Genomic DNA, 24,839 nt, shown 5'->3' with positions numbered 1-24,839 from the left:
AAAAGCCGTCCGTAACAGCATTTTGTGAGCCACAACAGTGTAGTTAGCACCGGTAGCATCCGGGACATGCCCCGCCTAGTCCCCCAACGCCGCCAACATGGACGCCGGAGGCGCGAAGAACGTCGTCCCCGTCGTCGGCGTCGAGAAGTCGAGGATCTTGTCGTACAGCGGAGGCGGGTCCCCCAGGTACATGTTCTCAAGCATCTTCTCTAGCACCCACAGGTACCTGGTGTAGCCAATGAAGTACGTGCCGTACAGCGCCTCACCCGGTGCGCCGAAGGGCATGTTGTCGCGCAGGATGTCGAACTCCACCCCATCTAGCGTGATGGTGTTGAGAGTCTTGTGGGATTTTTGCCCCTCGACGGCGTCGGGGAGCTCAACGTTGTCGAGCTTGCGATGACCGACAATGGCCTCCTGGTTCTCGACAGTGAGTCGGTTCCAGGCCCCCAGGTTGTGCTGGTAGTTCTGCACAACCACGTAGGCACCCCCGGCGAACTCGGGATCTTCCGGGCCGACAAGGCTGGCTTGGGTCAGGTGCGCGCCCACGGGGTTTGCCGTGCCGTCGACAAAGCCCAGCAGGTCCCTGTCATCGAAGTAGCGGAACCCACTTACCTCGTCCTCGACGGTCACAGAGGAGCCCAGCGAATCAACGATGAGCTTCTCCAGTTCGAAGACGAGGTCGGGGCGGTTGGCCCTAATGTGGAAAAGGAGGTCTCCCGGAGTGGAGATAGCGGTGTGTTTGCTGCCTTTAATCTCTGTGAAGGGCTTCAGCTCTGCTGGGACCGCGCCAGGGGTAACGGCGGGTGCCATGACTTCATCCCACACACGCGATCCAACGGCCGCGCTGCAACTCACCTGCGCGGTGAGGTCACGGAACGCCACCGTCTTGACGAGGTTGGCCACGTCGCCGAGGGTAGCCTGCACGGCCGCCACATTCTCAGGCCCATCTTTGATGGAGACAACCAGGAAGGCCGCAGCCGAAGTTAGCAGGGTGTCAATATCCTGGGGGACGTTGGGAAGAGGAGTTTCGCGCTGCGCCGCTGCAGCAATTTCTCTTGGAGTAGGCATGGATCAAGCCTAGTCAGCAACCAAAGACCTCGCAGGACGTGGGTGCAACCTAGCCGCAGGACTCGAAGCCCCAGCCCAGCCGCAGGGCTCGAAGCCTCACCCTAACCGCAGGATCCCCACCCGGGGTTCAGGCTAATGTGCACGTGGTCGTAGTGGTTTGCCGTGATGCTCCCCCGGTCTTCCATGCCCGACCATCCGCCACCCATGTTGATTTGCTGCTTCCAGATCACGTACGACACGTTCAAACTGCCCCTGTTGGCAACGGCCCATGCAGCAACACTGTCGCCCAGACCAGAGTTACCCGGCACCATCACGTCAAGCGCCAACCCACTCCCGTGATCCCCTGGGTCTCCCGGCCGGTACCCGCCGATGTCGCTGATGCCAAACTGTGAGGTAATCATGGAGCGCACCTGGTTCGGCCACGTATCGCCCGTCCCGCACTGCCCGACCCCCGCCGCTGCCACACTGGCGCTGCGTGATGCTGTCGCCTCGCTAGCAGGAGCGCCCTCATCCACAGTTGCGGCGACCGGCGCCTCCGCTACGGCACCAATCGTGTCCCCCGGCTCCCACGGCACATCCAGTGAAACGATGGTGGCCGTACCCCGCGTAGCGTCCTTGAGGATTGAAGTGGCCCTGCGTTCCAGGGATGACGAGGACGGGTCGTTGTAAACCTGCGGTGCGGAGACTCCTATTAGAGCCCCAACCCCGACGACACCGCCAATTAGGGTGGCCGCCATCCGGGTCGCTTGGGATACTCTCATCTGCTCTGGTCCGATCCTCTGCATACTCGCCTAGTCTGCGGCGCGCGCCCACCAGAGCGCACGCCGAATATTCAGTCACCGCACAGCCTAAACCACAACGCTTTATAACGAAATGGTTACGGCCGAGATCACTTTTCCCAGATTTCCTGAGAATCCAACCAGGACCTCCACATCGCCTAGGCTGTCCCCGTGGACCTCGACACAATCGTCTCCTTGCGCGACCTCAGCCCGGCGTGGAAGCTGTTGCGTGCCGACAATGCACCCCTGATCCTGTCTTTTCTGGGCAAGCACTTCATTGAGGACAACCAGGGCGCAACCCCCGCAAGCGTCCTCATCGACGCCCTCGACGACCACCTCTATACGGTGCGACTCTCCGACCCTGACGCGTACGCGCGCGAGCCCCGGGCCTACCTGGATGACTGGGCGGATCCGGCTCGCGGCTGGCTGCGCAAGTTCTACCCCGTCGATGCGGACGAGGTGCACTATGACGCAACCCCCGCCGTTGAGAAGGCCTACCGCTGGGTTGAGAGCCTCCAGCAACGCAGTTTTGTCGGCACCGAATCCCGCCTCCACACCCTCCTTGAGCTGCTGCGCCAAATCGTTCACGGTAGTGAGACGGACCCCGACGCCCGCATCGCCGAACTGCAGCGCCGCCGCGATGAGATCGACTTAGAGATCGAGGCCGTCCGTGAGGGCCACGCCGAACTCCTTGATGAGACCGCCCTGCGCGACCGCTACCAACACTTCTCTTCCAACGCCCGCGAACTGATCTCTGACTTCCGTGAGGTCGAGGAGAACTTCCGCAGCCTTGACCGCTCCGCGCGCGAACAAATCGCCGGGTGGGACGGCAGTAAGGGCGAACTCCTGGACGCCCTTGTCGCCAGCCGCACCGACATTTCTTCTTCTGACCAGGGCCGCAGCTTCCAGGCCTTCTACGATTTTCTCCTTTCCGAAACACAGCAGACAGACCTCGCAAACCTGGTCGCCGCCGTCCAAGCCATGCCCGCGGTCATGGCCGACAAGCGACTGCGTTACATCCACCATGACTGGGCGGACGCGGCCGAACGCACCCAGCAAACTGTCCGCAACCTGAGTGAACAGCTGCGCCGCTTCCTGGAAGATAAGGCGTGGATTGAGAACCGGCGCGTCCTCGACCTGGTCCGCACCGTCGAGCAGGCGGCTCTGCGCGTCCGCTCCAACCCACCAGACCTCTTCCTGACAATTGATCTGCCGGGATTGCCGATCAACTTGCCTTTCGAACGCCCGCTTCACAGTTCACAGCCTCCCGCCCGCGTCGACAGCCTGATCGCTCCCGCCGAGGTCGAACCCGCCGACTACGAGGCCCTCTTCTCCCAGCGCTTCATCGACACCGCCGCCCTGGCCAGCAACATTCGCGCCGTCGTCCCACCCAGGTCCCGGGTCGACCTTGCCGAAATTCTCACCCTGTTCCCGGTCGAGGACGGCGTCGCCGAGATCCTCGGCTACCTCTCTCTTTCCGGGGAGGAAATCGACGTTGAAATGGACGATGATCAAGAGATGACGATCGACTACAAGGACCCGGCCGGCACCATGCGCCGCGTCCGCCTGCCCCACACCACGGTGGCCCGCAAATGAGGACCCCGGAGGAGCAGGCGTCCTCGACCGCCATCATCAAACTCATGCAGGGTGTCATCTACAGGGAGACGAACGAGGACGTCTGGCGCACCCTGGAGCGCAATGGCGCCCCGGTTCTGGACCACTTTGCCCGGATCGGCGTGCGGGTCATCATCGACGAGGTCGAGGGCTACGCCTACCTGAAAACCAGCGCTCCGGAGGAGGGCGAGGATCCCCTCCCCCGCCTGGTTCAACGCCGCGAACTTTCCTACAACGCGAGCCTCCTTCTGCTGCTGCTCCGCAAGCGTCTGGCGGAGTTCGAGGCCGGGGGTGAGGAGGGCAAACTGGTTTTGGAGCGGGACGCCATCACGGAGATGCTGCGTCTCTTCCTCCCTGATTCCACAGATGAGGTCCGCATCGTCAAGCGCGTGGATGCTTCAATCACGCAGGTGGTGAAGTTGGGTTTCTTGGAGGAGCTGCGCGGCGCTCACCAGCCGTCCTGGGAGGTGAAGCGCATCATCAGGGCGTACGTTGACGCGGAGACGATGGCGGATTTTGCCAGCACGCTCGCTGCCTATGCCGCAGTGGAGGTCGGCGATGAGTGACGCATTGTTTTCCTCCCTCGAACTTGATGTTCCGTCCTCGACGCGTTCGGGCTACCGCTTGCACACTCTAGAGGTTTACAACTGGGGCACGTTTGACCGTCACGTCTGGGAGTTGAACCCGGCCGGGACAACCGCGCTGCTGACCGGGGACATTGGCAGTGGGAAGTCGACACTGGTTGATGCGATCACGACTCTGCTGCTTCCTGCCCACAAGATTTCTTACAACAAGGCTGCGGGGGCGGCGACGCGGGAGCGGACGCTGCGCAGTTACGTTGAGGGGCACTACCGTTCGGAGCGCAACGAGGCAACTGGCGATTCCCGTCCCGTGGCGTTGCGGGATGACCGTTCATACTCGGTGATCCTGGGGGTTTTCGTTAATGAGGGGTTTGGGGAGACGGTGACGGTGGCGCAGGTTTTCCACCAGAAGGACCGCGTCGGGCAGCCGGAGCGCTTCTATGTCACCAGTTCGCAGCGCCTGAGTATTGCAGCGGATTTCAGTGATTTTGGGGATGATCTCAAGGCGTTGCGCGCCCGCCTGAGGAAGCGTGGGTTCGGCATTTATACGGCTTTCCCCGAGTACGCTCGCCACATGCGCCGCCTGCTGGGGATCACGTCGGCGCAGGCGATGGAGTTGTTCCACCAGACGGTTTCCTTGAAGTCGGTGGGGAATCTCAACGATTTTGTTCGCAGCCACATGTTGGAACCGGCCGATGCGACAGGCCGCGTAGCGAAGATTGTCGACCACTTTGAGAATCTGACGCGCTCGTATGAGGCGGTGCAGCGCGCCAAAGAGCAGCTGTCGCTTCTGGACCCCCTGGTGGCTAGCGCCAACAAGTACGAGGACGCCACCTCGCGTCGCAGACAGTACGAGGGCGAACGCGGCGCACTGCCCCTCTACTTCGCCGAGCGTACGCAACGGGTCTTGGAGGATGCCAGCCGCGAAATGGAGGCCCGCGTCCATGAGGCCATACAGGCCAGGGCGACCCTGGATGGCGGCCGGGCCAATCTTGTGGCGGCGCGTGACGCCCTCCAGGATGAACGTCGCGCTGCCGGCGGCGACCGCATCAGCCAGATCGACAGGGAGATCATCGAGGCTTCCAGCGCCGTGCAGTTACGTTCTGACAAGTACGGGCGTTTCGTGGCGCACCTGGCGGCCGCCGGCCTTCCTGGCGTGAAGACGGAGGAGGAGTTCCGTGACCGGGTCGGCTCGGCGCGCGCCGCTCAACCCCTGGTTGAGGCTGAGCGGATCACCCTCGCCACGCAACGCGACCCACTCGTCCTCGAACTGGGCGGCGAGAAGCAACAGGCCCGCAGGTTGGCAGCAGAGATTAGCAGCCTGCAGGGCCGTCGCAACAACTTGCCGCCACAGTTGGTGGAGGTGCGCGCCAACCTGTGTTCGGAGTTGGGTTTGTCCGAGGACGATCTGCCGTTTGCCGCCGAACTCCTTGAGGTGGATGAACGCCACGCACAGTGGCGTGGGGCTGCGGAACGTGTTCTTGGCCCTTTTGCGACCAGCCTGCTGGTCCCTGAGGCCCATTACCCGCAGGTCACAGCGTGGGTGAATGCGCATCACCTCCGAGCCCGACTGGTGTACTTGCGTGTCTCCGAGCGGCGTGTGCAAGCCAGCCCACTGGATTCCCCAGGGGTGTTGCGTCTGCGCGACATCTTGCAGATTGAGCCCGGTCCCTTCGAGAAGTACCTGGTAGCAGAGCTGGCACGACGCGCCGAACACCACCTGGTTGCAGGCCCGAAGGAACTGGCCCGTGAGGAGCGCGCCGTCACACGCGAGGGCCTGGTGCGTGACCGGGATCGGCACGTCAAGGACGACAGGCACGAGGTGAACGACGCGAGGCACTGGATTCTTGGCCGTTCAACCAGGAGGAAGATACAGGCTCTCAGCAGTGCGGCCACGGAGCATGCGGAGCGCATCTCAGCCCTCGAGGCGGACCTGGCCGCCCTCGACCGAAAAATGGATGCACTGCGGGGTCGGGCTGCTGCGTTGGGTCGCGTGGAGGAATACTCTTCGTGGACCGAACTTGATCGCGATTCCGCTGCCAAACTGAGGGCGGAACTGGTGCGTGAGCGGGACCGGATACTGGCGGGGTCAACGCACTTGGCAGAGATTGACCGCCGCCTGGGTGAACTGGCCTCGCAGCAGAGGCAACTCGATGTTGAGTACGAGGCCGCGGTGAAGAAGATCGGGCGTTTGGAGAGCGAAGCCGATGCCTTGACCAAGCGTGCCGACCGGGAAGCGGAGACCGTGGCAGCCGCCTCGCGGGAGGATCGGGCGGCCGCCCTCGAACAATCCCACCCGATTACAGCCCGCATTGGCAGGCGCCCAACCGGTAGCGCTGATGAGCTGGACCGGCTGCGGGCCGCCCTGGGCGATGAGTTGACGAATGCGATCGAGGGCGCCCAACGCGAGGCGAATGGTTACACCACCGCGACTGTGCAGCAGATGGGTGAGGTGCTGCGGCGTTGGCCGGAGTTCAGTTCGGAGATGGATGCCAGTATCGGCTCAATCGGCGAGTTCCGCACTCTTCACGAACGCGTCAAAACTGATGATCTCCCGCGGTTTGATGCCGAATTCAAGCGCCAGCTAAACTCGGAGACAATCAAGGAGTTGGCTGGGTTCAACCAGTGGTTGGGTCAGCAGTCTGAGCAGATCCGCGGGCGCGTCGCCACTATCAATGAGGCGCTCAGCGCCATTGACTACAACCCCGGGCGCATCATCGAGCTGGTTGCTGAACCCACCCCGAACACTGACATCAAGGAGTTTCGTAGGCAGATGCGGGCAGCAACCGGGGACCTGCTTGGTGACTCCGACGATAAGAACGAGCGCTTCGAGCGGGTGCGGCAGATCATCAGCCGGTTCCGTGGTCGGGAGGGCAGCAGTGAGGCGGATAAGACCTGGACGGCGCGGGTGACCGACGTTCGCAACTGGTACAGCTTCGCGGCCTCGGAACGCGATCGGGACAGCGGGGAGGAGTACGAGCACTACACCGACTCTGATGGGAAATCAGGCGGGCAGAAGGAAAAGTTGGCGTACACGATCCTGGCGGCCTCGCTCGCGTACCAGTTTGGTTTGGAATGGGGTGTGGAGAAGTCGAAGGACTTCCGCTTCGCCGTCATTGATGAGGCTTTCGGGCGCGGTTCGGACCAGTCGACGCGGTATGCGCTGGAGCTGTTTGCGAAACTGGGATTGCAGTTGCTGATCATCACCCCGCTGCAGAAGGTGCATGTCATTGAGCCTTACGTTTCTTCGATTGGTTACGTGGACAATCCGGATGGCTCGGCCTCACGCGTTCATACCCTGACCGTGGAAGAGTTCCGGGAGCGTAGGTCGTGACACCCGCCGCTCGTGGGCCTGCGGCGTGGACCACCCCCGCGGCTATTACCGCACGCGTTGCCAAGCGGTGGGACAACGGCGCACTCTTGCGAGGGCGTGCCACCGGGGAGCCCTTCGAGCCGATCGCGGTTCCGCTCCGCGGCCCGAAGGCCGCCGACCTGGCCGAGCACCTTGAGGAGGCTCGCGGTTGGGTGGCGACACTCGACCGCGCGAGTAGGGACGGCAGAGCCTTCCGGATCCACACCAAGAGTGTGGGTGGGCGCCATCTGGGCAGGACAGAGCTGCCGGCGCGCGCGATGATCGAGACGTTTGACCAGGCCATCTACCTCTTGGGCAAGGCGCCGCAGGTGCAGCGTTTTGACGAGGTCTTGGCGGCATCAAGCCATGTGCCGCAGGTGTGGGACTGGGTGGTGGCACACCCTCTAACCGCATTGGGCCTAGCCGAACAGTGGCCTACTATCCTGGCAGCGCTGGAGTGGTTGAAGCGCAACCGCGACTCAGCCCGGTATCTGCGGGAAATAGATGAGCCCGGTGTCGATACAAAGTTCGTGGAACGCCACCGGTCTGTGCTCGCTGGCTTGCTGGGGGTTCGCCCCGGTGAGGCAGCGTTTGCGGCCGACCTGGGCTTGGCTCACAAACCCACGTTCGTGCGCCTGCGTCTTGACCCGCAGGTTCTGGGCTTCCCGGCAGGCATTGCTGAGGCATCGCTGCGCACCACCGAACTGGCGGCCCTGCGCCCTCGTATCAAACAGGCCCTGATCATTGAGAATGAGGTGACGTACCTCAGCGCTCCAGTGCCTGCCGGGGGCATGGTGATTTGGGGCAAGGGGTTTGATGCCTCCACGCCGGCTTCCCTGACCTGGTTGGCCGAGGTGGCCGCGCGTGGCGATGTCCTCTACTGGGGTGACTTGGACACGCACGGGTTCGCGATTTTGAACCGCGTGCGCTCGCACCTGCCTGGTGTGCGGTCGGTGTTGATGGACCGGCAGACGCTGCTGCGCCACGAGGCGCGCTGGGGCAGCGAACCGTCGCCGACCAGCGCGTATCTCCCCCATTTGGACGAGGACGAGGCCGCACTCTACGAGGACCTTGTCACCGGGCGCTACGCCCCGGCACTGCGTTTGGAGCAGGAGAGGTTGGATTGGGCGTACGCGGTGCGGCGCCTGCCTCCCCCCTCCCAGTTGTCGGTCAAGGACCAGTGCACATAGCCTGCAACTGGCACCCCATCGCTAATAGCGTCGTGCAACCCGCCTAGTGAAGCGGTAATAAATGCGGCCCGTTCCGCGTCCCGGGCTGTGGGCAAGTCGGCTCCGTGTTCGGTGACCCAGACCGGCTTCCCGGTCACCTCATGCGCCAGGCGTACTGTGGCACCGAGAGACTCTGGAGCCATGGTGTAGCCGGCATCCTCCATGTTCTCTGTTTCAGTAATGCGCCCCTGGGAGTTGTAACGGTGCCTCGTGTAATCTTGCACAGCGACAAAATCGCCGACGGCTCCCGCCGAGCGTAGCCAGCTCAAATTCAGCTTCTCGTTTGCTGCCTTGGCGAACTCTTCCCCACCGGGCTCTGCGACATGCTCTTGCATCGAAATTGTCACGCCAACTTCGGCATCTTTGTTCCCAGCGTGGACAGCGTCGACCATGCGACTGTGTGCATCCAGCAGCACTTTGACAGCCTGGTCACTTCCAGGGGACTTGGAGACCAAGTATCGCAGCGGACTTGGAGACGCGCATAGCTCATGACATCCGTGGCCCACGTGGCCGTGCCTCAGGAACTGTCTGGATCCCTGCGCAAATGCTCGAATCCAGCAAACACGTCGTCGGCAACAGCAAGCCAATCGGCTTCAAGATCGGGCACCGCTTCAGATCGCGTCCATCTGGCACGTAGCCCTTCGGCGACAAGACTGAGCACATTCAGGACTGCTAACGGCTCACGGTACTCAAGTTGCGCCAGGTACGAGCTAAGCGGGCCAACCTCGCCCACCACCGAGTTTCCTTTGTAGTACCTGTGCGCGGGATGGGTCGGATCGACCCGTGCTAGAGCTTCGAGTCGATCAAAATTCTGCGCCTCAACCGGGTTTTCCGAAGCAACGCGGACCGTAATATCTGTCAGATCGCGCAACGTTGCCCCCGGTCCAGCCTCAAGGAGCAGCTCCTGATAACGGCTGGCCTCCTCTTCCCGACGCACGGTGAGGACTTCTGTCAGCAGATCTTCTAGCGTCTCGAAGTGGTGCATAACTCCGGGCGCAGTCATCTCACACTCTCGAGCCACCTTGCGCATGCTCAGGCCTTCTGGACCTTCCCGTGCGATCATCTCTCGGGTTCTTGTGAGGATGTACTCGCGGCGCGCTTGTGGGGTCAGGCGGGTTGCCATACGACCTCCTACTCTCTAAAGGCGAGACGCAATCACGTCGCTCCACTTTCAGATTGTACAGGCGCGCCGCCACCCCCATTCAGAACTACTGTCTGGGGGTCGGCAAGCTTGATCGGCGCAATCTCGCTGGTTCCGTCCTCGAGCGACCTCATAACCAGCGGGATTGTGACGCAAGTGGCGCCTCCAGCCGAAGCGAAGAGAGCCACTTCGCGCACACCTTAGCAGCGCCTCTTATCCCGCAAATGCCGGGTCCGTCCCGACGTTCGCTGCATCAATGTCAACGCGGATCTCTACGGACGTTGGATTAGTTTCCAGGATTGCGGTCACCCACCACACCAGCAGCCCACCCACAACGATCCCGATCATCCCCCAAATATGGATGGGCAGGAACATGATCAGAGCAGTAAAGACGGCGCCCAACGCAACCCGGATCACCGGCTGGGCTTTTCTCATCGAGAGCTGCCAATTGCTGGCCACCACGGGCAGCCCGACCAGCTCAGCCAAGCGGTTGTTGGTACGGGCAAACCAACCACGGACTCCGGGCTCAGCCATGAATATGGGGATGAGGATGGAAGCAAAGCCAAGAAGAACAAAGGCCTCACCCACAGAGAATATCTTCCCGGCCATGTCCTCATACACAGCCAAGGTAACACCCGGAGAGATTCCCGAACCCATGGCGGCTGGTAATACGCGCCGGAGCCCCACTGTTTGCGTTGATCTTGGCGTTCAATGCTCTGATAATGCTCATCGTGATGCCGGTACTCAACTGGATTTTCGAAGAGGCCCTTCGCAGTGCCGGAATGGTCACCCTAGACATTCAAACGATCCGGCTGGGTCCGTCACTTGTGCTAACCGGCGTCTTGCTACTGGTCCTCATGTTGGTTGCGGCATGGGTCGTCGCGATTCAGCTGGCTTTGGTCACCCTGGCGCTCCGCCAGATTCAGGAAACCGGGGCCATCCACCTGCGCGCCCTGGCCGCACCCCTCAAGGATGCTTGGAAACGGCTCTGGAAGCCATCTTCCTATGCGCTGCTCGCATACCTGCTGATTCTTCTTCCGCTGCTGGGTGCGGGTCTTATCTCTGTCTTGGAACTGGGAATCGCCATTCCCCCATTCATCACCGGTGAGCTCATGAAGACACCGGCCCTGGCGTTGATTATCAGGGCTCTCCACCTCATCGCCCTTTACGTGGCTTTACGCCTTTCTTTGGCTGTTGCAGTCTTCGTGCGCACGTCCGAATCTGGGTGGGACGCAATGAAGACCAGCTGGCGCCTCACTGCTGGTTGGAACTGGTTGATCGTATTGGGTGGCGTGCTGCTGATCGCTGTGCAGATGTTCGCGGCCACTGTTGTCGGCGCTGCTCTCCTGTTGGTTCCGACGGCGCTATCGGACCGATTCACGCCAGGAGCATCAGCCACTGTCGCGGGGCTCACCGCGGGAGCCGGGGAAGTTCTGGTTGTCTTTGGCGCAGCCGCCGCCACCGCACTATTGGTGGCACTGCTGCTTGTTCTGACGGAAAAGTTCGCTGGGACCACAGTGCCTGACTTAGCGACGAAGACCCCCGAACGTCACAGGAAGACCGGCTGGACACTGGTCGGCCTCAGCACAGTAGCCGCGGTCGTCCTCGGGATAACTTGGGTTCCCGTGATGCAGGCAATGAACGAGCATCCAACGACCCTCGTCACTAGCCACCGCGGTTTCGTTGATGGCGGAGTAGAAAACACAATCGAGGCCCTGGAGGCAGCCAAGGCTGTGGGAACCGACCTGGTCGAGATGGATGTCATGCAGACCAAGGACGGGAAGTTCATCGTCATGCATGACCCCAACCTGGAGCGCCTCTCCGGGCAGGACGTCAACGTCAAGGACCTCACTCAAGAGGAACCAACTGCGATGACCGTTCACGATGAGCGCGGACATGAAGGCGCGATCCCCTCGCTAGAAGAGTACGTGACGAAAGCACAGGAACTCGACCTACCACTCCTGATGGAAATCAAGATGGGCGGGTTAGATTCTGACGACCATGTGGAACTGTTCGTGGCAGAAATGGAACGCCTGGGCGCCCTCGAAAACAACATTTACCACACGCTTGATGCAGATTCCGCCAAGAAGCTAAAGGCAATGCGACCCGGCCTGACAGTCGGATACATCATGCCCGTCGCCGGGGAAGGCGCCCCGGAGACTACCGCCGATTTCATCGTGATCGAAGAGGAAAGCGCAAGCACGGACTTCCAGCAAGACGTCTCCGGCACCGGCCTGGGATTCTTCGTTTGGACGGTGAATGAGATGGAACCTCAGCGGGAATATCTGGAGCGGCACATCGACGCGATGATCACTGATCATCCAGACTGGGCGCTGGCGAGCAGGGAGACGATCGGCGACGAACGTGGCATGACCGGTGTCCTCCTGGATACGCTGCGCAGTTTTGTGGGTAAGTGAGGTTGTCATCGTAAGGATGTTGCCACGTTCTAACCCTCGGCCCCGACCCGCAAGCAGTTACGGTAAGAGCCGCGTGAATCGCCCCATCAACTCCACCGCCCCCGCGCATCTGCCGGTTGGCAGCATTGACAATCGCGTCAACATGCTGCGTCGTAATATCGCCCAGGACAACGTTGAGATGAGTCATGCCGCCATCGTCCCAGACCCCACCCGCAACGTCAGGCATCCTCCGGCCCCCCGCGAGATCAGCAGTCTCCAGCAGAATAACTACCTCTCGAGCCCCAAACACAAACGTGCCGAGCACTGCCCCGCAGAATAACTACCTCTCGGCGCTTATTCTGATGCATTCTGCTTGTCCATCGGCTCCATAAGTAGCATTTCTGCGGAGCGGCCAGGTAGACCCCCTCTTTCGTCAGCCCCGGGAGGTCCGATTTCTTGATACGTAGGCCACCGCCGCTTCCATCAAGTCAGGCGGCCCGCACCGCTCCGCGGTAGTCTGGAAGTAACTCCACCACGTATTAAGGGCGCAACGATGCATGACGAAATCGAGCTGGTTCAAACCGAAGACGGCCTCGCGGTCCTCGGAAATACGGATCTAGTAGCAAGCTTCCTGACCGCATATGGGCTAGAGGGCGTTCCGGGAACCGACCTCGATCTCCCCAAGCTCAGCACTAACCTCAACACTTCCGCTGGTGTCCTGGCACAAGGCTCAGAACTGGCCGCAAATTCGGGCCGCTGGATGAAGCTCACCGTGGAGTCTGCAGAGGCAGCGAAGACGCTCCCAATGGTCATGAACTCCACGTCGGGCGCCTCGCACGCAATACTGCGCGCAGCTGATGGCAAGTTCGCCAAGAACCTCCAGTTCGTTCCAACGGCAGCAGTCGAACTAGCGAACCCTGCAATGCTGGCGGGAATGTCTGGAATGATGTTCCAACTGGCGCTTGAGCAGAGCCTGAAGGAGATAGCCGACTACCTCGCCGCGATTGATGAGAAGGTCGAGGACGTCCTACGCGCCCAAAAGGACTCCGCCCTAGCCGAGATGATCGGCGTCGCCCTGGTCCTCGACGAGGCCATGACGATTCGCTCCCACACCGGGAATGTCTCCGAGGTCTCTTGGTCCAAGATCCAAAATGCTGGTCTCCCGATCGCCACAACCCAGGCCTACGCGCTCCGTCAACTGGATGCGATCTCCGAGAAGGTCACCAAGAAGGCCCGGCTGGGTGACCTCGCGAAGAACGCCCCCAAGATCCGCACTGCGATTCAGGAGTGGTTGGCCGTCCTCGCCCAGTGCGACCAACTGCAAGACGCAATCGGCATTCTTGAGTTGGACAGGGCTATGGATGCCTCCCTTGAAGAGCTCGAACAGCACAAGACCGGCTTGCGGGCTGCCCGGGAGAAGCGTCGTGCCCTCATCATGCACACCACCACCAGCCTTCTGACCCAGATTGAAGCGACTGCTAGGAAAGCCAACACCCGGGTGCTCCTGCAACCCATCCAGGCGAAGGCGGTGATTGTGCCTGCCAACGCTTCGGCCGAGCAGATCATTGACTTCCAACGCCTGCTCGGCGCGGAGTTGAGCCGGGAAGCCATCGACGCCAAGCGATGGTTGCAAGCTGTCGCAGAAGCCAAGGATGCGGTTGTGGACACCACGCTCGACCACGCGCAGACCCTCAAGGAGTTCGGCGAGGAAACACAGGGCAAAGCCCGCGTCAGCCGCTCCGCCTTCCTGCGCAAGGTATCGGCCAAGGCAGCCGCTTTGGCGGGACCCGACGAGGACGAGGTCGGCACCAGCGATGGACCCGGTCCGGACGAGGACGCGGACACATCTGTCTGAGCAAGCAGCCACGATCGACTCAATCTGATCCAACCGAATGCCCTCGCCCGTCAGGCCGTCGGCAACTCCGCCCGCCGGAAGCGAAGTTCCCGCAGCGTCCCATTGCGCGGCGACCCTTCGAATGGCAGGTCTTCCCAATCCATTCCGGCCGCAGCATCGCCCGCCTTCTTGGCAGCGGACAACACTGCACGTTCCGGAAGGCCGATGCTCTCGCCAAAATGCATCCAGTTCCTCCACCTCAACTTGTTCCTGCGCCCGTCGATATCTAGCGCCATCGTGGTGTCCCCATAAACAAGTGTGCTCGGCACGTCGTAAATCGGCGAAACTTGCCAACGGTCCCCCACCTGCAACAGCGCCACATTCTTGGCATGCAGATCACCGTTGCCTGTAAGCCAAGCGAAGAGAAACTGCATGAACAGATTCCGCCTCACCACCATCCCAGCCGCGCAATGTTCTGCAAGCGCATGGACGACTTCTTCCGCCGCGACATTGTATTTCTGAGCCGGGGTGAGCCCCATGATTTGGGTCGCGTCCTCGAGGGCAAGGCGAGTGACGCCGCCGTTTTCACCGTGGTCCACTCGATCGAACCGCCGCACCAAAAGCCCGGCTTCGCCGTGCCTATCCCGCAGGAGTTTGGCACTCGCCACTGGCAGACCGAGGGCGCTTGCGGCATTCAGATGGGCGAACTCATTCTCAACCAGCCCCGGGTAGCGAGGCGGGTTCAGTTTGAGAATGGACTGCGGCAGGCGACCTCCCACGGGAGCCGTGATCATCTGCGAACTGACTTTGTCTTGCACCCCAGGTAAGGCATGCAGATCCAAGGCGCTATGCAGGCCGGAGAAGTCGAGGGCGCCCTCCTCATCCACAATGACCGGAGCCTCCACAGCGTCGGCATAGGAAACAGACACTCCCTCGGGAAGTATCTGGACATCTCCCGGAGTGTCCGCACCCACGGCCAATAGCAGCGAAAGCTCATCACTTGCACTGACCTTGAGCCGCTCACGAAGAGACGTTAACCGGTACCCTTCTGGCAATAGACCGGCGAAGAAGGCTGGGACTCCCCCGCCCGGGGTGATTACAGGCTCCGGGGTTATAGGCAAAGAAAAAGCAATGGGAACACCCGCACTCACGTAGCTCTCGTCATAGCGAAACTCCACAACTCCAGAACTAGTTCTGCGCAGTGTCCCTGCAAGAAGGCCACCTTTGAAGACATTCGCAACCTTCGTCTTGCGGATACCGTCGAGGTCGACCACGGACTTGGAGGGGCTCACTTGACCGTCAACTCCAATCCCAATGTGTCCAGCACCCTGAGTAGTGAGGCCAGCGTAGGGTTCCCGCTCCCCCTTTCCAAGTCACTGAGAGTGCGCGCACTAATCGACGAGAGCTCCGCAAGCGTCACCTGGTCCAGAGCATCCAACTTCCGTGCAGCAACTATCGCTTCCCCCACCTGAGCCTGATTCACGCCCACACCTCCCGCAACATATTGCATGCAATGCACGTTTGACACCCGGAATAGCACCGCCTGTACCTAGATCGCAATATACTGCATATCAATCTAGTACGTAAGCGTTTAGGAAGCTAAAATCATCCAATACGCAACATGGTGCATATTCTTGGTTCGATAGGCCTAACCATTGTTGTGGCCGAGAACTCTGTTGCCGGGCCCAGCCTGGGACCTATCGACGCCGTCATCATCGTGATTTCGTGTAAAGCAATCCCGTTCGCGCGCACACAATCGGCCAATATCACTCTCAAGAGGATCAGCCGCAGTAACTACCAAATCGAGTACGCCTAGGGCACGCAGGACCTGGGCGACATTGCCGAAACCCACGCCCGGGTTCCCGGACTCAATCTTGCGCAAGGTGTCGCGGGTTCTTGCATGAAGCTAGCCGCCATCTAGATATTCAGATACCGATTTGGTATCTTGATATTTACATAAAGGAGGTCCTATGGCGAAGCGAACGGCGCGGCTCAGAGTTCCAGCGGACGTTGGGCTTGCGATCCAACAGGCTCGCCTAGAGCGCGGCATGACCCAAGCGGAGCTGGCCCACAACCTGGGCCTGACACAAAGCACAGTCAGCACAATTGAAAACGGCAGCTCCACTATCTACCTACGCAGGATCCTTGCAATGTCACGCGAACTTGGCCTTGAGCTGACTGCCTCCTGGGACGGCGCTGATGCTCCTCGCAGTTGAACTCTATGCCACGGTGGTTGGCACTCTCGAAGGGGACGCGCGGAGCTTCGACTTCACGCCGACCGATGATGCACTTAACCACTTCGGAGCAAACGAACCGGGCCTCGGCAAGTCTTCGCTTGGCGGTTGCCAGATCCCCAAGCCATCATCGATGAAACTCTTGACCAGTTGGCACGCGCAAACAGTGATGAGGTAGCTCTGCCCGGCGCATACCCCGAGTTGCAAAGCAGCATCCAACTATTCATTCGAAACCTGAGCCTTATTCACACCTACGCCTCCCGCAACCAGCAGACCCAAGACGAGGCGCGTCGAATCCAGCCATCAACCCTTGTGGGCACCTTTCGATTATTTCGATTAGTTGCTAGACTGTGTTCATGATCAATGGAGACACGGCCACTTCTAAAGTCGAGACGTACCTTGCCCCCGGCGGCGAACAAGCTGAGCTGATCGCAGAGTTTTCTGAGATCGTGAAGGACCTGCACGGTGCGGCGTCCCTACGCGGCCCCGACGGGTCGGCGATTACAATTCCAACAGAGTTGTTCGAGATCTTGGTCAAGTCGGCAGCTGAGCTCCAACGAGGGCGAAGCGTTTCAATCATCCCTAACGAGAGGATGCTGACGACCCAGGAAGCAGCCGAGCTGCTTGGCATCTCCCGTCCAACTCTGGTGAAACTTCTCGAGAACGGTCGGATCCCTTTCTCTAAAGTGGGACGACACCGCCGCGTGCAGCTCAGCGACCTGCTGGATTACCAGAAACAGGTTTCCAAAGATAGGCTCACGCTCCTAAGAGAGATTACATCCGACACCCCCGACACGGAGACCTTCTACCACCAGAACCGCCCCCTACGAGAGGGAAATTGACCATCCCATGAGTCTATTCCCCGTGCTCTTCGACACTAATGTTCTGTATGGAAGCTACATAAATGACCTCGTGTTGCGACTCGCAGAGAGAAGGCTATTCCGGCTCTTCTGTAAGTTGTTTATTGGCTGGTCTGGGACTGGCTGGCAGGATGGTGTGTTCCGCACGGCAGCGCGATGTCGGAAGTGAACGGGATCGTGTCGCTGAGGTCGTGGCGCACGAGGGCGCTCATCAGGCATAGCATCGCGTCTTCGTCTTCGTGGAGCCCAGCTCGATTGACATCCAGATTATCGCCCCTGTCCGGCTGACCTATCATCGACAACGAAATCCCTGTTCTCAGCATGAGAGGTGTGAAGTAGGATGTGAAGCATGAGCAAACAGAGTCGTGAGAATCCCTTTGGTCCACCGGCCCACCATCAACATCTTGATGCTGCCCCACTCGTCTTGGTCCTGTGGCAAATCCGCTGGCCTACGCTCGATGCGCTTCAAGGAGACATTTCTGGTGTCGTACGACGGATTGGGAGCAAGCTGAGCGGCTTCCCACTGTTTGCCGAGCAGACCAGCTTCAACTGGGACATTTCACCTGAAGCTGTGACCCAGACGAACAGCCTGTTGTATCAGTGGAACACGCCTGACAGAACCGAATCAATCACATTTACTCAGGAATCAATCTCTTACTCCACCCAGAGTTACAGGGGGTACGAGCACTTTGCTAGTCGTGTCGACGATGCCCTATCGGCATTAGTGTCGGCCGTTGATGTCCCCATCGTGAACAGGATCGGGTTCAGGTACGTGAACCAAATGGAAGATACGGATATCGACGACCTCTTCATTCCGGCCTCTCTCGGATATGCGCGAGAAGGTGCTCTACCGGAGGCCATTGTCGTGGAAGAAAGCTTGAGTCTCGCCAAAATGCGCATTGACGGAACAACCCTTCAGGTGCGTTCAGGCATTCTTCCGTCAGGTCAGACCCTAGATCCCGTTCTACAACCGAAAGCCGACAACACCTGGGTGCTGGATATTGACGCATTTCAAGAGGGAGAGGCGCCTCTGACGACAGAGGGGATACTCAACAGCGTAATGTGGCTATCAGACTTAGCGTATGGATTTTTCCGTCACGCGACTACAGACGCGTTCGTAGCGAGGTTTGGAGGAGCCGATGCCGACTCAAACTAGGGAACACTCCTCAATGTGCTTTTGGGACACTCAGTCTCTTGGAAGACCCACCGCGAAGTTCACTAACACCCCCGCGGGCTCTCCCAAGTTGAGTATTTGGACGGGGTCCCCAACACCTGTATATCGAGTGGTGCGCCAGACCACTCCCTCCCCTGATCTGCTCAGAGGCGCCTCACGGCCTTCTGAACTAAGTAGCGCCGCTCAACTGAGGGAACTGACAGGGTTTACGGCAACTCAGATCGGCAGAATATTCGGAGTGAGCCGCCGAGCTGTTCAGGGCTGGATCGCAGGTGCCACCATGGCGCGACATCACGAAGAGAAGATGGCCCGCGTTCTGGGTCAGGTACGACAGATTGCGGGACCTGAGGAGCAGCGACGCGCCGCAATCCTGAGATCGGACAGAGGGCCAAGCATTTTCGCACAATGGGCTGAGGAAGGCAGAGATGGTCGGATCCTACAGCCTAGCGCTCTGTCTGGTGCGGACCTTCTGAAGTCGTAGCATGGCGGAGAGAGAGACCATTACCGAACTGTCATCCCTTCGCCAGGGAGATGTCATAACCACGGGTGACGAGCTCAAGCACCTGGGCCCTGAGATAGCCATAGTCTCGCAGACTTGTGACATCGTCAACGTGGGCTCTCGCAAAACCCACATCACTGTTGCTCCGATACTGCAGAACCCCGATGGCAGCCAGCTCGCGGATGCGCGAAGGGGATGGTCCCCGCTCCTAGTGCATCTTGAAGTTCCTGAGCATGAGTACATCGCAGACCTGCAATACGTGACAGCGATCCGGAAGGACTACCTGATCAATGGGACCGTCAAACTCTTAGGTAGCTCAGCCGAAGCCGCGAAGCGCCGCGTTAGTGCGCGTATTGGGCGAGCGTACGCCAGGTACGCGTTCAAGGACGAGATCGTGGACATCTTTAGCAACCTTAGACGCCGCGCCACGACCGCTGTGGGCAAAGGTAGACCGCTTGGCGACGTTCTATCGAAGGTGTCTGACATTCGCATCGCACTCCCGACACCTCTTCAACACGATCCAAATGAGTCACTGTTGAAGCTCTGGTTCATCGCGGATCCGAAGACACTACAGGACCAAGACCTTGCTGACCCCAACTGGACGTGGGCCTCGTCAGGGCTGGAAGGAACTCTAGACAAGAATGATCTGACCTCCATCTCCGTGTGCTTGTTTGAGAGGCTCGTACAGCACGAAGAGGATCCTGAGAAGTCGGATGCGACCACCCTGATGCACCTTTGGAACCTCTGGGCCCAGCAAGTCACCAGCGAACTGATCCATCCCAATATGCCCGAGACGATGCAGTTGGAATTTGAACTCGTGAATGAGAACGAGTTCACGTACTCAGACTTCAGGCTGACCGAGAGCTTGGACCTAGAAGGACTCTCCTCCCCCACCGCTACGGTGAAATCATCACGCTCCGCAAACTGACCGGGCAGCGAGCCAATGCGCAGCGCCACATTCCAAAACGCCCTAGTCCAGTGTCCCTCTTCAATCTGACGTCGTCCGGGACTGGTGTACCTTGCTTGACCCCAGATGGCCATGGGTGATTCAGTTGCAATCCCCCAGTGACGTCACGAAGTGCGGCGATTTGCCTCTTGCGCGGGCACCAAGTGAGATTGGGGGCTACGCTCTGAATACCTCATTGGTAGTACGACGAATGACGGGAGGACTGTGAGCGATACCCAAGCCCAACTGGTGGATGATGATGACCGCGCCCGATACGCCACCCAGATGGAACGTGTCAAGCTACGGATTGACGAAGCCGCGAACCTCCTCAACAGCATCCACGATGAACGCGCCGTTTTATACGCAGCGGTTCAGCTGCGGTTAGTCCTCGAAGAACTCTCTTTCGCGTCGTTGGTTGGAAACCGAAAGGCGCTAGAGCAAGCACAGCTCTCTTGGAACCAGAGAAACTGGGACGCTGCCGTCAAGAGTCTCCGCCGCCTCAACCCTGAATACTGGCCACGCGGAGTAACCGAAGTAAATGAGATCGATAAGAGTGAGTGGATAGATATCGAAGGTGGCTTGTCCGAGGCTAGCGTGGCACGTATTTGGGGACGTTTGAGCGCGATACTCCACGCCAAGAATCCATGGGACGACAGGCTCAACGTTTCGGCTGAGGCAGCATTCGTCCGAGATCTGATCTCAGTCTTGCGTCTGACGTTGAGCTCCCACTTCATCACTCTGGTGGGTGGCGAGCAGCTGCTGTTTTGCCGTGTATGGTCCTCACCCATACAGGTTTACCTGTTCTCCCAGCAGGACGAGGACAGTTGACCATTTCATTGACGCTCGCAGCCAACGGTGCGGCTTGTTGTGTTCCGCTCTGTGTCTGCACTGCATGCACGATCCACTGAGGCTTGAGATAGCCTGGGCCAGGAAGCAGTGACAGAACGCGGTCATGCTTACGAGCCTCGAACAACACCTCAGCGCGATCCGGAGAGGCGCAAGACCGACCCGAGCTAACCTGCCGAAGTCTCAAGACTGAGTTACACGCGTCGTGGACAAAACGTGGGGCCACTGGCGAAGATCTGAAGAACTCGTCGCACCATGCACCGCTAGTTGATTACCTTGTCCGCGGGCCAAGACTCCCCGTCTAGCGCCGAGGCAAGCTTGGGCGCGGAACCTAGGTTTGGGTTCTCGACTTTGAAATAAGTCTTGGTGCCGTACAGTCCTCCCTTCCCAGATCTCACAAACTCTGTCTGCGTCATGTTCGCGAGTAGGAAGACCTGCATGTCCACGCCATCCAGCTCTTCTCTACGACGCTGATTACCTTCGAAGGCTTCCCTTGCTCTTCTCAACAAGTGATCGTCGTCGAGTCCGCTGCCGAGCACGCCTTCGTTATTCCATGACACTGAATACTCAATCCGTCCGCTGTCGTCCAGCGACGCCACCACAATGCCCTCAATGTCCGCAATGTCAGTTACGGTCTTGTTCCCGGTATACGCCCCAAAGAAACGGCAACGCCGGAAGCTGTAGCTGCCTCCTGTGTCCGGGCAGAAGTACAACTGGTAATCCCTAATTTCGGCCGTCTCCCTTGCACAGTTAACGACGGCAAGACGGTACTTCCAGTCGGGCAAGAGTCCTTCCGACTCAAGGAAATGCTCCAGTTCATCGACAGTGGTCCCGAGTGCGTCTGAATATCTTGATCGCACGGTCTTCAGGCTGTTCAGAAACTGGAAGAACGTCAAGGTCTGAAGCTCTACACCACGATCAGCAGCTAGCTCATAGGCGTCCGCGAGATTTGTCTTCGTAGCCGGCTTAACCTCATTCGTCAGAAGGATAAGCGTCTTGTGTTCCGCATCGTTCTGAGCTGCAAGACCCTCTATGTGAGCTGTGATTTGGGAACTCGTAAACCAGTCGCTGAGCTTGACTTCGAAGACTATTCGAAAGGAGTTCTGGTCGATCGTTAGGTCAGGAACCGAATGCCCTTGACGCGTCTGCTGAAGAAACCGCGGGCCAACTAGGAGGTCTTCATTACCAGTGATCTCGTGCATGACCTCGGCGAACGAGGTCGGACGTTCTTCGTACATCAATTTGAGCATCAGACCGCAGTAGTTGGTCACGCGATTTTCAAGCGTTGTGTATTTGGTAAACAAGGTCAGTTCAGCCATTGTTCTTTCCTTCCGTGCTCCCAACGCGTCACTGCGTGAGCCCCAAAATCACGCTCGAGACCAACCTTCACCAGCTATTGGGTAAACCTACCAGGAACACCGAACCCCTCCTACAACAGGCGCGTGCACATCCCCTTTGGCGTAGCGAATGCCGCGGATAACAGCTAGCCCACTTGTCTCCCAACGCCCACACCGCCCAACAACTAGAGTGGTGTTCATCGACTCTCACGTTGCCACAGAAGTCAACCGTGGGATCCGGCAAGACAAGGAACACCTCGCATGATCGTAGAGCAGCACGTGGACGAGGACGATCCCCCCAGCGCGACCGACAGCGCACAGGATTCGCCCACTTCGAACGAACCAAACCTCGAGTCCGATGAGGAACTCCACAAGCGCGTCGAAGCCCTGCTGGCCAGGGCCGAGGGCGGTTCAACCGAGAAGGTTGCGGTTACAGATCTCCTTAGCTTCTTCGGACACAAGAAGCTAGGTCGCAGAATCAAAGTTCGCGTTGATGAGCAGCTGAAGGCACGCAACATCACCGCCACCCCTCCGTTCGAAAGTGCGGACCGCTGGGGTGAGATCACACTCCGGTCAACTGACCAGTGGACGCCCGACCAGGCACAAACAGTCCGGCTCCCCGTGTCCGCACTGAGTGACGAGGACTATGACTTCGCCTCCGTTCTGCCGAATGAGACCATTACCAAAGCCCGCACCTTGATGATTAAGTACAACTTTTCCCAAATACCGGTGATTGCCCCCAACAGGAAGGAGCTGCTGGGCAACATCACGTGGCAGTCGATCGCGGGCCGTATGGGTCAAACGGAATCAACAGAAGCCAAGAACTGGATGGTACCGGGAGGCTATGTTGCTCAGTCATCTGATGACCTAATGGACCTCGTTCCACATATCCTCAAAGACGAGTTCATTTACTACCGGGATGCCCACGGCTTCATCGTAGGCATCGCAACTGCGAGTGATCTCGCGGCATCGTTTCGATCCGCAACCGGCATATTCCTGTCATTGGCAGAGATCGAAGGGCGTCTGCGCTCCCTGATCTACAAGCTAGATGTTCGGGACGTCATCAACTGTCTTCCCGAACACGCACGCAGCAGCTACAAGGGTGTTGACGACCTTTCTTTCAGTGACTACATCAGTATTCTCGGCGCTAAGAACTGGAAGACCTTGGGGCTAGAGCTCGACCGCTCTGTCTGCATAGAGAGCCTGCGCGAAGTCGCGAAAGTGCGGAACAGACTCATGCACTTCCGACAAACGCTCTCAAATGACGAGGACGAACCGGTGGTAGAACACTGCCTTTCGTGGCTACGAGCCGTCCACCCAGAGACCGACTAGTCCCGTGAAGTCGGCAAAAAACCGAGGCAGCGGAGACACGATCGCAAGAACCCAGAAGCCAACATGTTGGATCGTTGACGTCGATGGAACATTGGCACTCCTCGATGGGCGCGACCCCTACGAAACGGTTGCACTTGGCAATGATTTGCCGAACCAGCCGGTCATCCAGGTTGTCCGCGCACTCGCTTACCACCCGGATGTTGACGCGATCGTGGTTGTCTCGGGCCGCCAGGAGCGCTCACGCAAGGTGACCTTGGATTGGTTGGAAGATCATGGCATCCCCTTCAACGAGCTGCATATGCGCCCGACCGGAGACAACAGGCCTGACCAGGTCCTCAAAGAGGAGATCCTCAACCGTCACATACTCCCCCAGTACGAGGTCGTGGGCGTCTTGGACGATCGACAAAAGGTCGTCGACATGTGGCGTCGCAACGGACTGACCTGTTTCCAAGTGGCACCCGGAGATTTCTAGACTCGGCGGCGTGATGGTCTGCGTGTGAGGGGCCCCATCCACAAGATCCCCAACTTAGATCACCCGAGGCATGCCATACCCGCCAATCAAGACGCACGTGTGCTCTGCAGATCTAGCGCTTCGAGCGCGGCATCCATAACGAGGACGAGGACGTTTCCGCAGCATTTCACCGCCGTGCCGTCCCCCGACGTCTGTCACAGGTACGTCGTTGGTTCCGGCACCCTCTCAGACCCGGATCACCCGGGTTGTGCGTACGTGCTAGGTAATTCTGCTAGCAGAGTGTAGGCGCCCCACCACTCAGAGCCACGACGTAGAAGTATTGGGCCCTGGCGCAGCAGTCCAGTGCGCGACTTCTGGGAATATGAACTTGATGTTCTCAGGCGGCGGACTTGTGTTGACCATCCGTTTCCTGACTATCAGGGATAAGAGCGCGCGGTTCTGAGCATCAAGCCGCCGAATCCTGGATCCTTCCGCACTATCGGGTCTTGGAACGTGAGAGGCAGTGTGGGCCAGGGAGTTCCGCGCTTTCTTGGTCTCGTGGATCCACTCATCCGGCTGAATCCCAAGAGCCGCAAGTATCCCTGGCTCAAGAAAGGAGAGAGTTTCTGCGAGACTGGCAGCGAACGTCTTCCTGTTATGCAGGGATTCGCTCAGCCAAGCTCTGTATCTCTGGCGGTGGTCCAAGTCAATGGACGTTTCATCCAGCCATTCTCTCAGCGTTCTCTTCAGTTTCTTCTTTAGAGCTGACAGATCGTCGTCGGGGAACTTTTCCGGTTCAAACGGCAGTACTGAGTGGGCCTTTTCCAGTGCAGAGAGGCCAACTAGGAGCTTGGCCTCCATTACTCCACCCGGACTTAGAAACGGGAGAGCCAATACTTGCGGAAGTGGATACAGAGCGTTTATCACTTCAAACCATCTGGCTATCAGTGTCTCTGGAGCGGTGTCTTCGCCTGAAACGACCAGCCGCTCAGGAAAGAAGTGGAGCCTTCTCGTGGGCGTCTTCAGACTTTGGGTGGTAGCAACAGTAAGCCAGTCTTTACTACCGGGGAGCCTAACTTCCCATGATGTCCGCGGTAAGGCAGCTTGGTAGGTGAAGGCTGTCAGTAGTTGCATGTTGTACAGAAGCTGATCATAGATCTCGTATG

The 24,839-nt window shown here is 59.2% G+C and carries 27 protein-coding genes; 17 read left to right on the top strand and 10 right to left on the bottom strand.

The window, feature by feature from the left end; genetic code table 11:
- Positions 1 to 75: 75 nt before the first annotated feature.
- Positions 76 to 1,068 carry a Dyp-type peroxidase gene (locus H2O65_RS04400; RefSeq protein ID WP_182142439.1) on the bottom strand — a complete coding sequence of 331 codons (993 nt, stop codon included), beginning with the start codon at positions 1,066 to 1,068 and terminating at the stop codon, positions 76 to 78.
- Positions 1,069 to 1,169: 101 nt separating this feature from the next.
- Positions 1,170 to 1,829: a hypothetical protein gene (locus H2O65_RS04395; RefSeq protein WP_182142438.1), complete on the bottom strand. Its 660-nt coding sequence runs from the start codon at positions 1,827 to 1,829 to the stop codon at positions 1,170 to 1,172.
- Between the two features lie 189 nt (positions 1,830 to 2,018).
- On the opposite strand from H2O65_RS04395, the gene H2O65_RS04390 reads away from it, so the two are divergent.
- The 4 genes from H2O65_RS04390 to H2O65_RS04375 are packed head-to-tail and all read left to right on the top strand — an operon-like array spanning position 2,019 to position 8,584.
- Positions 2,019 to 3,443: a DUF3375 domain-containing protein gene (locus H2O65_RS04390; protein ID WP_182142437.1), complete on the top strand. Its 1,425-nt coding sequence runs from the start codon at positions 2,019 to 2,021 to the stop codon at positions 3,441 to 3,443.
- Positions 3,440 to 4,027, top strand: coding sequence for a DUF4194 domain-containing protein (locus tag H2O65_RS04385; protein ID WP_182142436.1), 588 nt, complete (start codon positions 3,440 to 3,442; stop codon positions 4,025 to 4,027). The genes H2O65_RS04390 and H2O65_RS04385 overlap by 4 nt, the downstream gene beginning before the upstream one ends.
- Positions 4,020 to 7,376, top strand: coding sequence for an ATP-binding protein (locus tag H2O65_RS04380; protein ID WP_182142435.1), 3,357 nt, complete (start codon positions 4,020 to 4,022; stop codon positions 7,374 to 7,376). The genes H2O65_RS04385 and H2O65_RS04380 overlap by 8 nt, the downstream gene beginning before the upstream one ends.
- Positions 7,373 to 8,584 (top strand): DUF3322 domain-containing protein, encoded by a 1,212-nt coding sequence (locus H2O65_RS04375; RefSeq protein WP_182142434.1) that lies wholly within the window; start codon positions 7,373 to 7,375, stop codon positions 8,582 to 8,584. The genes H2O65_RS04380 and H2O65_RS04375 overlap by 4 nt, the downstream gene beginning before the upstream one ends.
- Here the strand turns inward: H2O65_RS04375 and H2O65_RS04370 are convergent.
- The 3 genes from H2O65_RS04370 to H2O65_RS04360 all read right to left on the bottom strand — a co-directional run bounded on the left by H2O65_RS04370 (position 8,479) and on the right by H2O65_RS04360 (position 10,421).
- Entirely contained in the window at positions 8,479 to 9,039 is a 561-nt protein-coding gene (locus tag H2O65_RS04370; RefSeq protein WP_182142433.1) for a family 1 glycosylhydrolase, read from the bottom strand. The genes H2O65_RS04375 and H2O65_RS04370 overlap by 106 nt on opposite strands.
- 101 nt (positions 9,040 to 9,140) lie before the next feature.
- Entirely contained in the window at positions 9,141 to 9,746 is a 606-nt protein-coding gene (locus H2O65_RS04365) for a TetR/AcrR family transcriptional regulator (protein WP_182142432.1), read from the bottom strand.
- 231 nt (positions 9,747 to 9,977) lie between these two features.
- Entirely contained in the window at positions 9,978 to 10,421 is a 444-nt protein-coding gene (locus tag H2O65_RS04360) for a hypothetical protein (RefSeq protein WP_182142431.1), read from the bottom strand.
- Between the two features lie 38 nt (positions 10,422 to 10,459).
- On the opposite strand from H2O65_RS04360, the gene H2O65_RS04355 reads away from it, so the two are divergent.
- Complete coding sequence (locus tag H2O65_RS04355; protein WP_310649242.1) at positions 10,460 to 12,181, top strand: glycerophosphoryl diester phosphodiesterase membrane domain-containing protein; 1,722 nt, start codon at positions 10,460 to 10,462, stop codon at positions 12,179 to 12,181.
- Here H2O65_RS04355 and H2O65_RS10665 read toward each other — a convergent pair.
- The gene (locus H2O65_RS10665; RefSeq protein ID WP_398397090.1) at positions 12,075 to 12,368 is read right to left on the bottom strand and encodes a macro domain-containing protein; all 294 of its coding nucleotides are present in this window, start codon (positions 12,366 to 12,368) and stop codon (positions 12,075 to 12,077) included. The two genes, H2O65_RS04355 and H2O65_RS10665, sit on opposite strands and share 107 nt — an antisense overlap.
- Between H2O65_RS10665 and H2O65_RS10660 the strand changes: the two genes are divergently transcribed.
- Positions 12,255 to 12,500, top strand: coding sequence for a hypothetical protein (locus H2O65_RS10660; protein WP_182142429.1), 246 nt, complete (start codon positions 12,255 to 12,257; stop codon positions 12,498 to 12,500). The two genes, H2O65_RS10665 and H2O65_RS10660, sit on opposite strands and share 114 nt — an antisense overlap.
- A gap of 213 nt (positions 12,501 to 12,713) precedes the next feature.
- On the top strand, positions 12,714 to 14,015 hold the full coding sequence (locus tag H2O65_RS04345) for a hypothetical protein (RefSeq protein ID WP_182142428.1): 1,302 nt from the start codon (positions 12,714 to 12,716) through the stop codon (positions 14,013 to 14,015).
- 50 nt (positions 14,016 to 14,065) lie between these two features.
- Here H2O65_RS04345 and H2O65_RS04340 read toward each other — a convergent pair whose 3' ends face one another.
- Both H2O65_RS04340 and H2O65_RS04335 read right to left on the bottom strand, forming a co-directional pair.
- Positions 14,066 to 15,286 (bottom strand): type II toxin-antitoxin system HipA family toxin, encoded by a 1,221-nt coding sequence (locus H2O65_RS04340; protein WP_220458794.1) that lies wholly within the window; start codon positions 15,284 to 15,286, stop codon positions 14,066 to 14,068.
- Positions 15,283 to 15,504: a helix-turn-helix domain-containing protein gene (locus tag H2O65_RS04335; RefSeq protein ID WP_182142427.1), complete on the bottom strand. Its 222-nt coding sequence runs from the start codon at positions 15,502 to 15,504 to the stop codon at positions 15,283 to 15,285. Before H2O65_RS04335 ends, H2O65_RS04340 begins: the two co-directional genes overlap by 4 nt.
- 111 nt (positions 15,505 to 15,615) lie before the next feature.
- Between H2O65_RS04335 and H2O65_RS04330 the strand changes: the two genes are divergently transcribed.
- The 8 genes from H2O65_RS04330 to H2O65_RS04295 all read left to right on the top strand — a co-directional run bounded on the left by H2O65_RS04330 (position 15,616) and on the right by H2O65_RS04295 (position 20,535).
- Entirely contained in the window at positions 15,616 to 15,810 is a 195-nt protein-coding gene (locus H2O65_RS04330; protein ID WP_182142426.1) for a hypothetical protein, read from the top strand.
- A gap of 154 nt (positions 15,811 to 15,964) precedes the next feature.
- A complete protein-coding gene (locus H2O65_RS04325; RefSeq protein WP_182142425.1) occupies positions 15,965 to 16,210 on the top strand; it encodes a helix-turn-helix transcriptional regulator in 246 nt (81 codons plus the stop codon).
- A complete protein-coding gene (locus tag H2O65_RS04320) occupies positions 16,194 to 16,406 on the top strand; it encodes a hypothetical protein (protein WP_182142424.1) in 213 nt (70 codons plus the stop codon). Before H2O65_RS04325 ends, H2O65_RS04320 begins: the two co-directional genes overlap by 17 nt.
- A gap of 178 nt (positions 16,407 to 16,584) precedes the next feature.
- Positions 16,585 to 17,070, top strand: a complete 486-nt coding sequence (locus tag H2O65_RS04315; protein WP_182142423.1) for a helix-turn-helix domain-containing protein — start codon at positions 16,585 to 16,587, stop codon at positions 17,068 to 17,070.
- A gap of 367 nt (positions 17,071 to 17,437) precedes the next feature.
- Entirely contained in the window at positions 17,438 to 18,244 is an 807-nt protein-coding gene (locus tag H2O65_RS04310; protein ID WP_182142422.1) for a TIGR04255 family protein, read from the top strand.
- Positions 18,245 to 18,500: 256 nt separating this feature from the next.
- Positions 18,501 to 18,743, top strand: coding sequence for a hypothetical protein (locus H2O65_RS04305; RefSeq protein WP_182142421.1), 243 nt, complete (start codon positions 18,501 to 18,503; stop codon positions 18,741 to 18,743).
- A 1-nt stretch (position 18,744) separates the two neighbouring features.
- Positions 18,745 to 19,689: a hypothetical protein gene (locus H2O65_RS04300; RefSeq protein WP_182142420.1), complete on the top strand. Its 945-nt coding sequence runs from the start codon at positions 18,745 to 18,747 to the stop codon at positions 19,687 to 19,689.
- Between the two features lie 243 nt (positions 19,690 to 19,932).
- A complete protein-coding gene (locus H2O65_RS04295; RefSeq protein ID WP_182142419.1) occupies positions 19,933 to 20,535 on the top strand; it encodes a hypothetical protein in 603 nt (200 codons plus the stop codon).
- A gap of 281 nt (positions 20,536 to 20,816) precedes the next feature.
- On the opposite strand, the gene H2O65_RS04290 is transcribed toward H2O65_RS04295, so the two are convergent.
- A complete protein-coding gene (locus tag H2O65_RS04290) occupies positions 20,817 to 21,872 on the bottom strand; it encodes a hypothetical protein (protein ID WP_182142418.1) in 1,056 nt (351 codons plus the stop codon).
- A gap of 279 nt (positions 21,873 to 22,151) precedes the next feature.
- On the opposite strand from H2O65_RS04290, the gene H2O65_RS04285 reads away from it, so the two are divergent.
- Complete coding sequence (locus tag H2O65_RS04285) at positions 22,152 to 23,222, top strand: CBS domain-containing protein (RefSeq protein ID WP_182142417.1); 1,071 nt, start codon at positions 22,152 to 22,154, stop codon at positions 23,220 to 23,222.
- A 4-nt stretch (positions 23,223 to 23,226) separates the two neighbouring features.
- Positions 23,227 to 23,694, top strand: coding sequence for a hypothetical protein (locus tag H2O65_RS04280; protein ID WP_220458793.1), 468 nt, complete (start codon positions 23,227 to 23,229; stop codon positions 23,692 to 23,694).
- Between the two features lie 297 nt (positions 23,695 to 23,991).
- Here the strand turns inward: H2O65_RS04280 and H2O65_RS04275 are convergent, their stop codons facing one another.
- A complete protein-coding gene (locus H2O65_RS04275) occupies positions 23,992 to 24,807 on the bottom strand; it encodes a hypothetical protein (protein WP_182142416.1) in 816 nt (271 codons plus the stop codon).
- Positions 24,808 to 24,839 lie beyond the last annotated feature (32 nt).

The organism is Schaalia sp. JY-X169, assembly GCF_014069575.1.
In the GTDB taxonomy this organism is placed as follows: Bacteria; Actinomycetota; Actinomycetes; order Actinomycetales; family Actinomycetaceae; genus Scrofimicrobium.
This window is presented reverse-complemented; position numbering and strand designations above follow the sequence as displayed.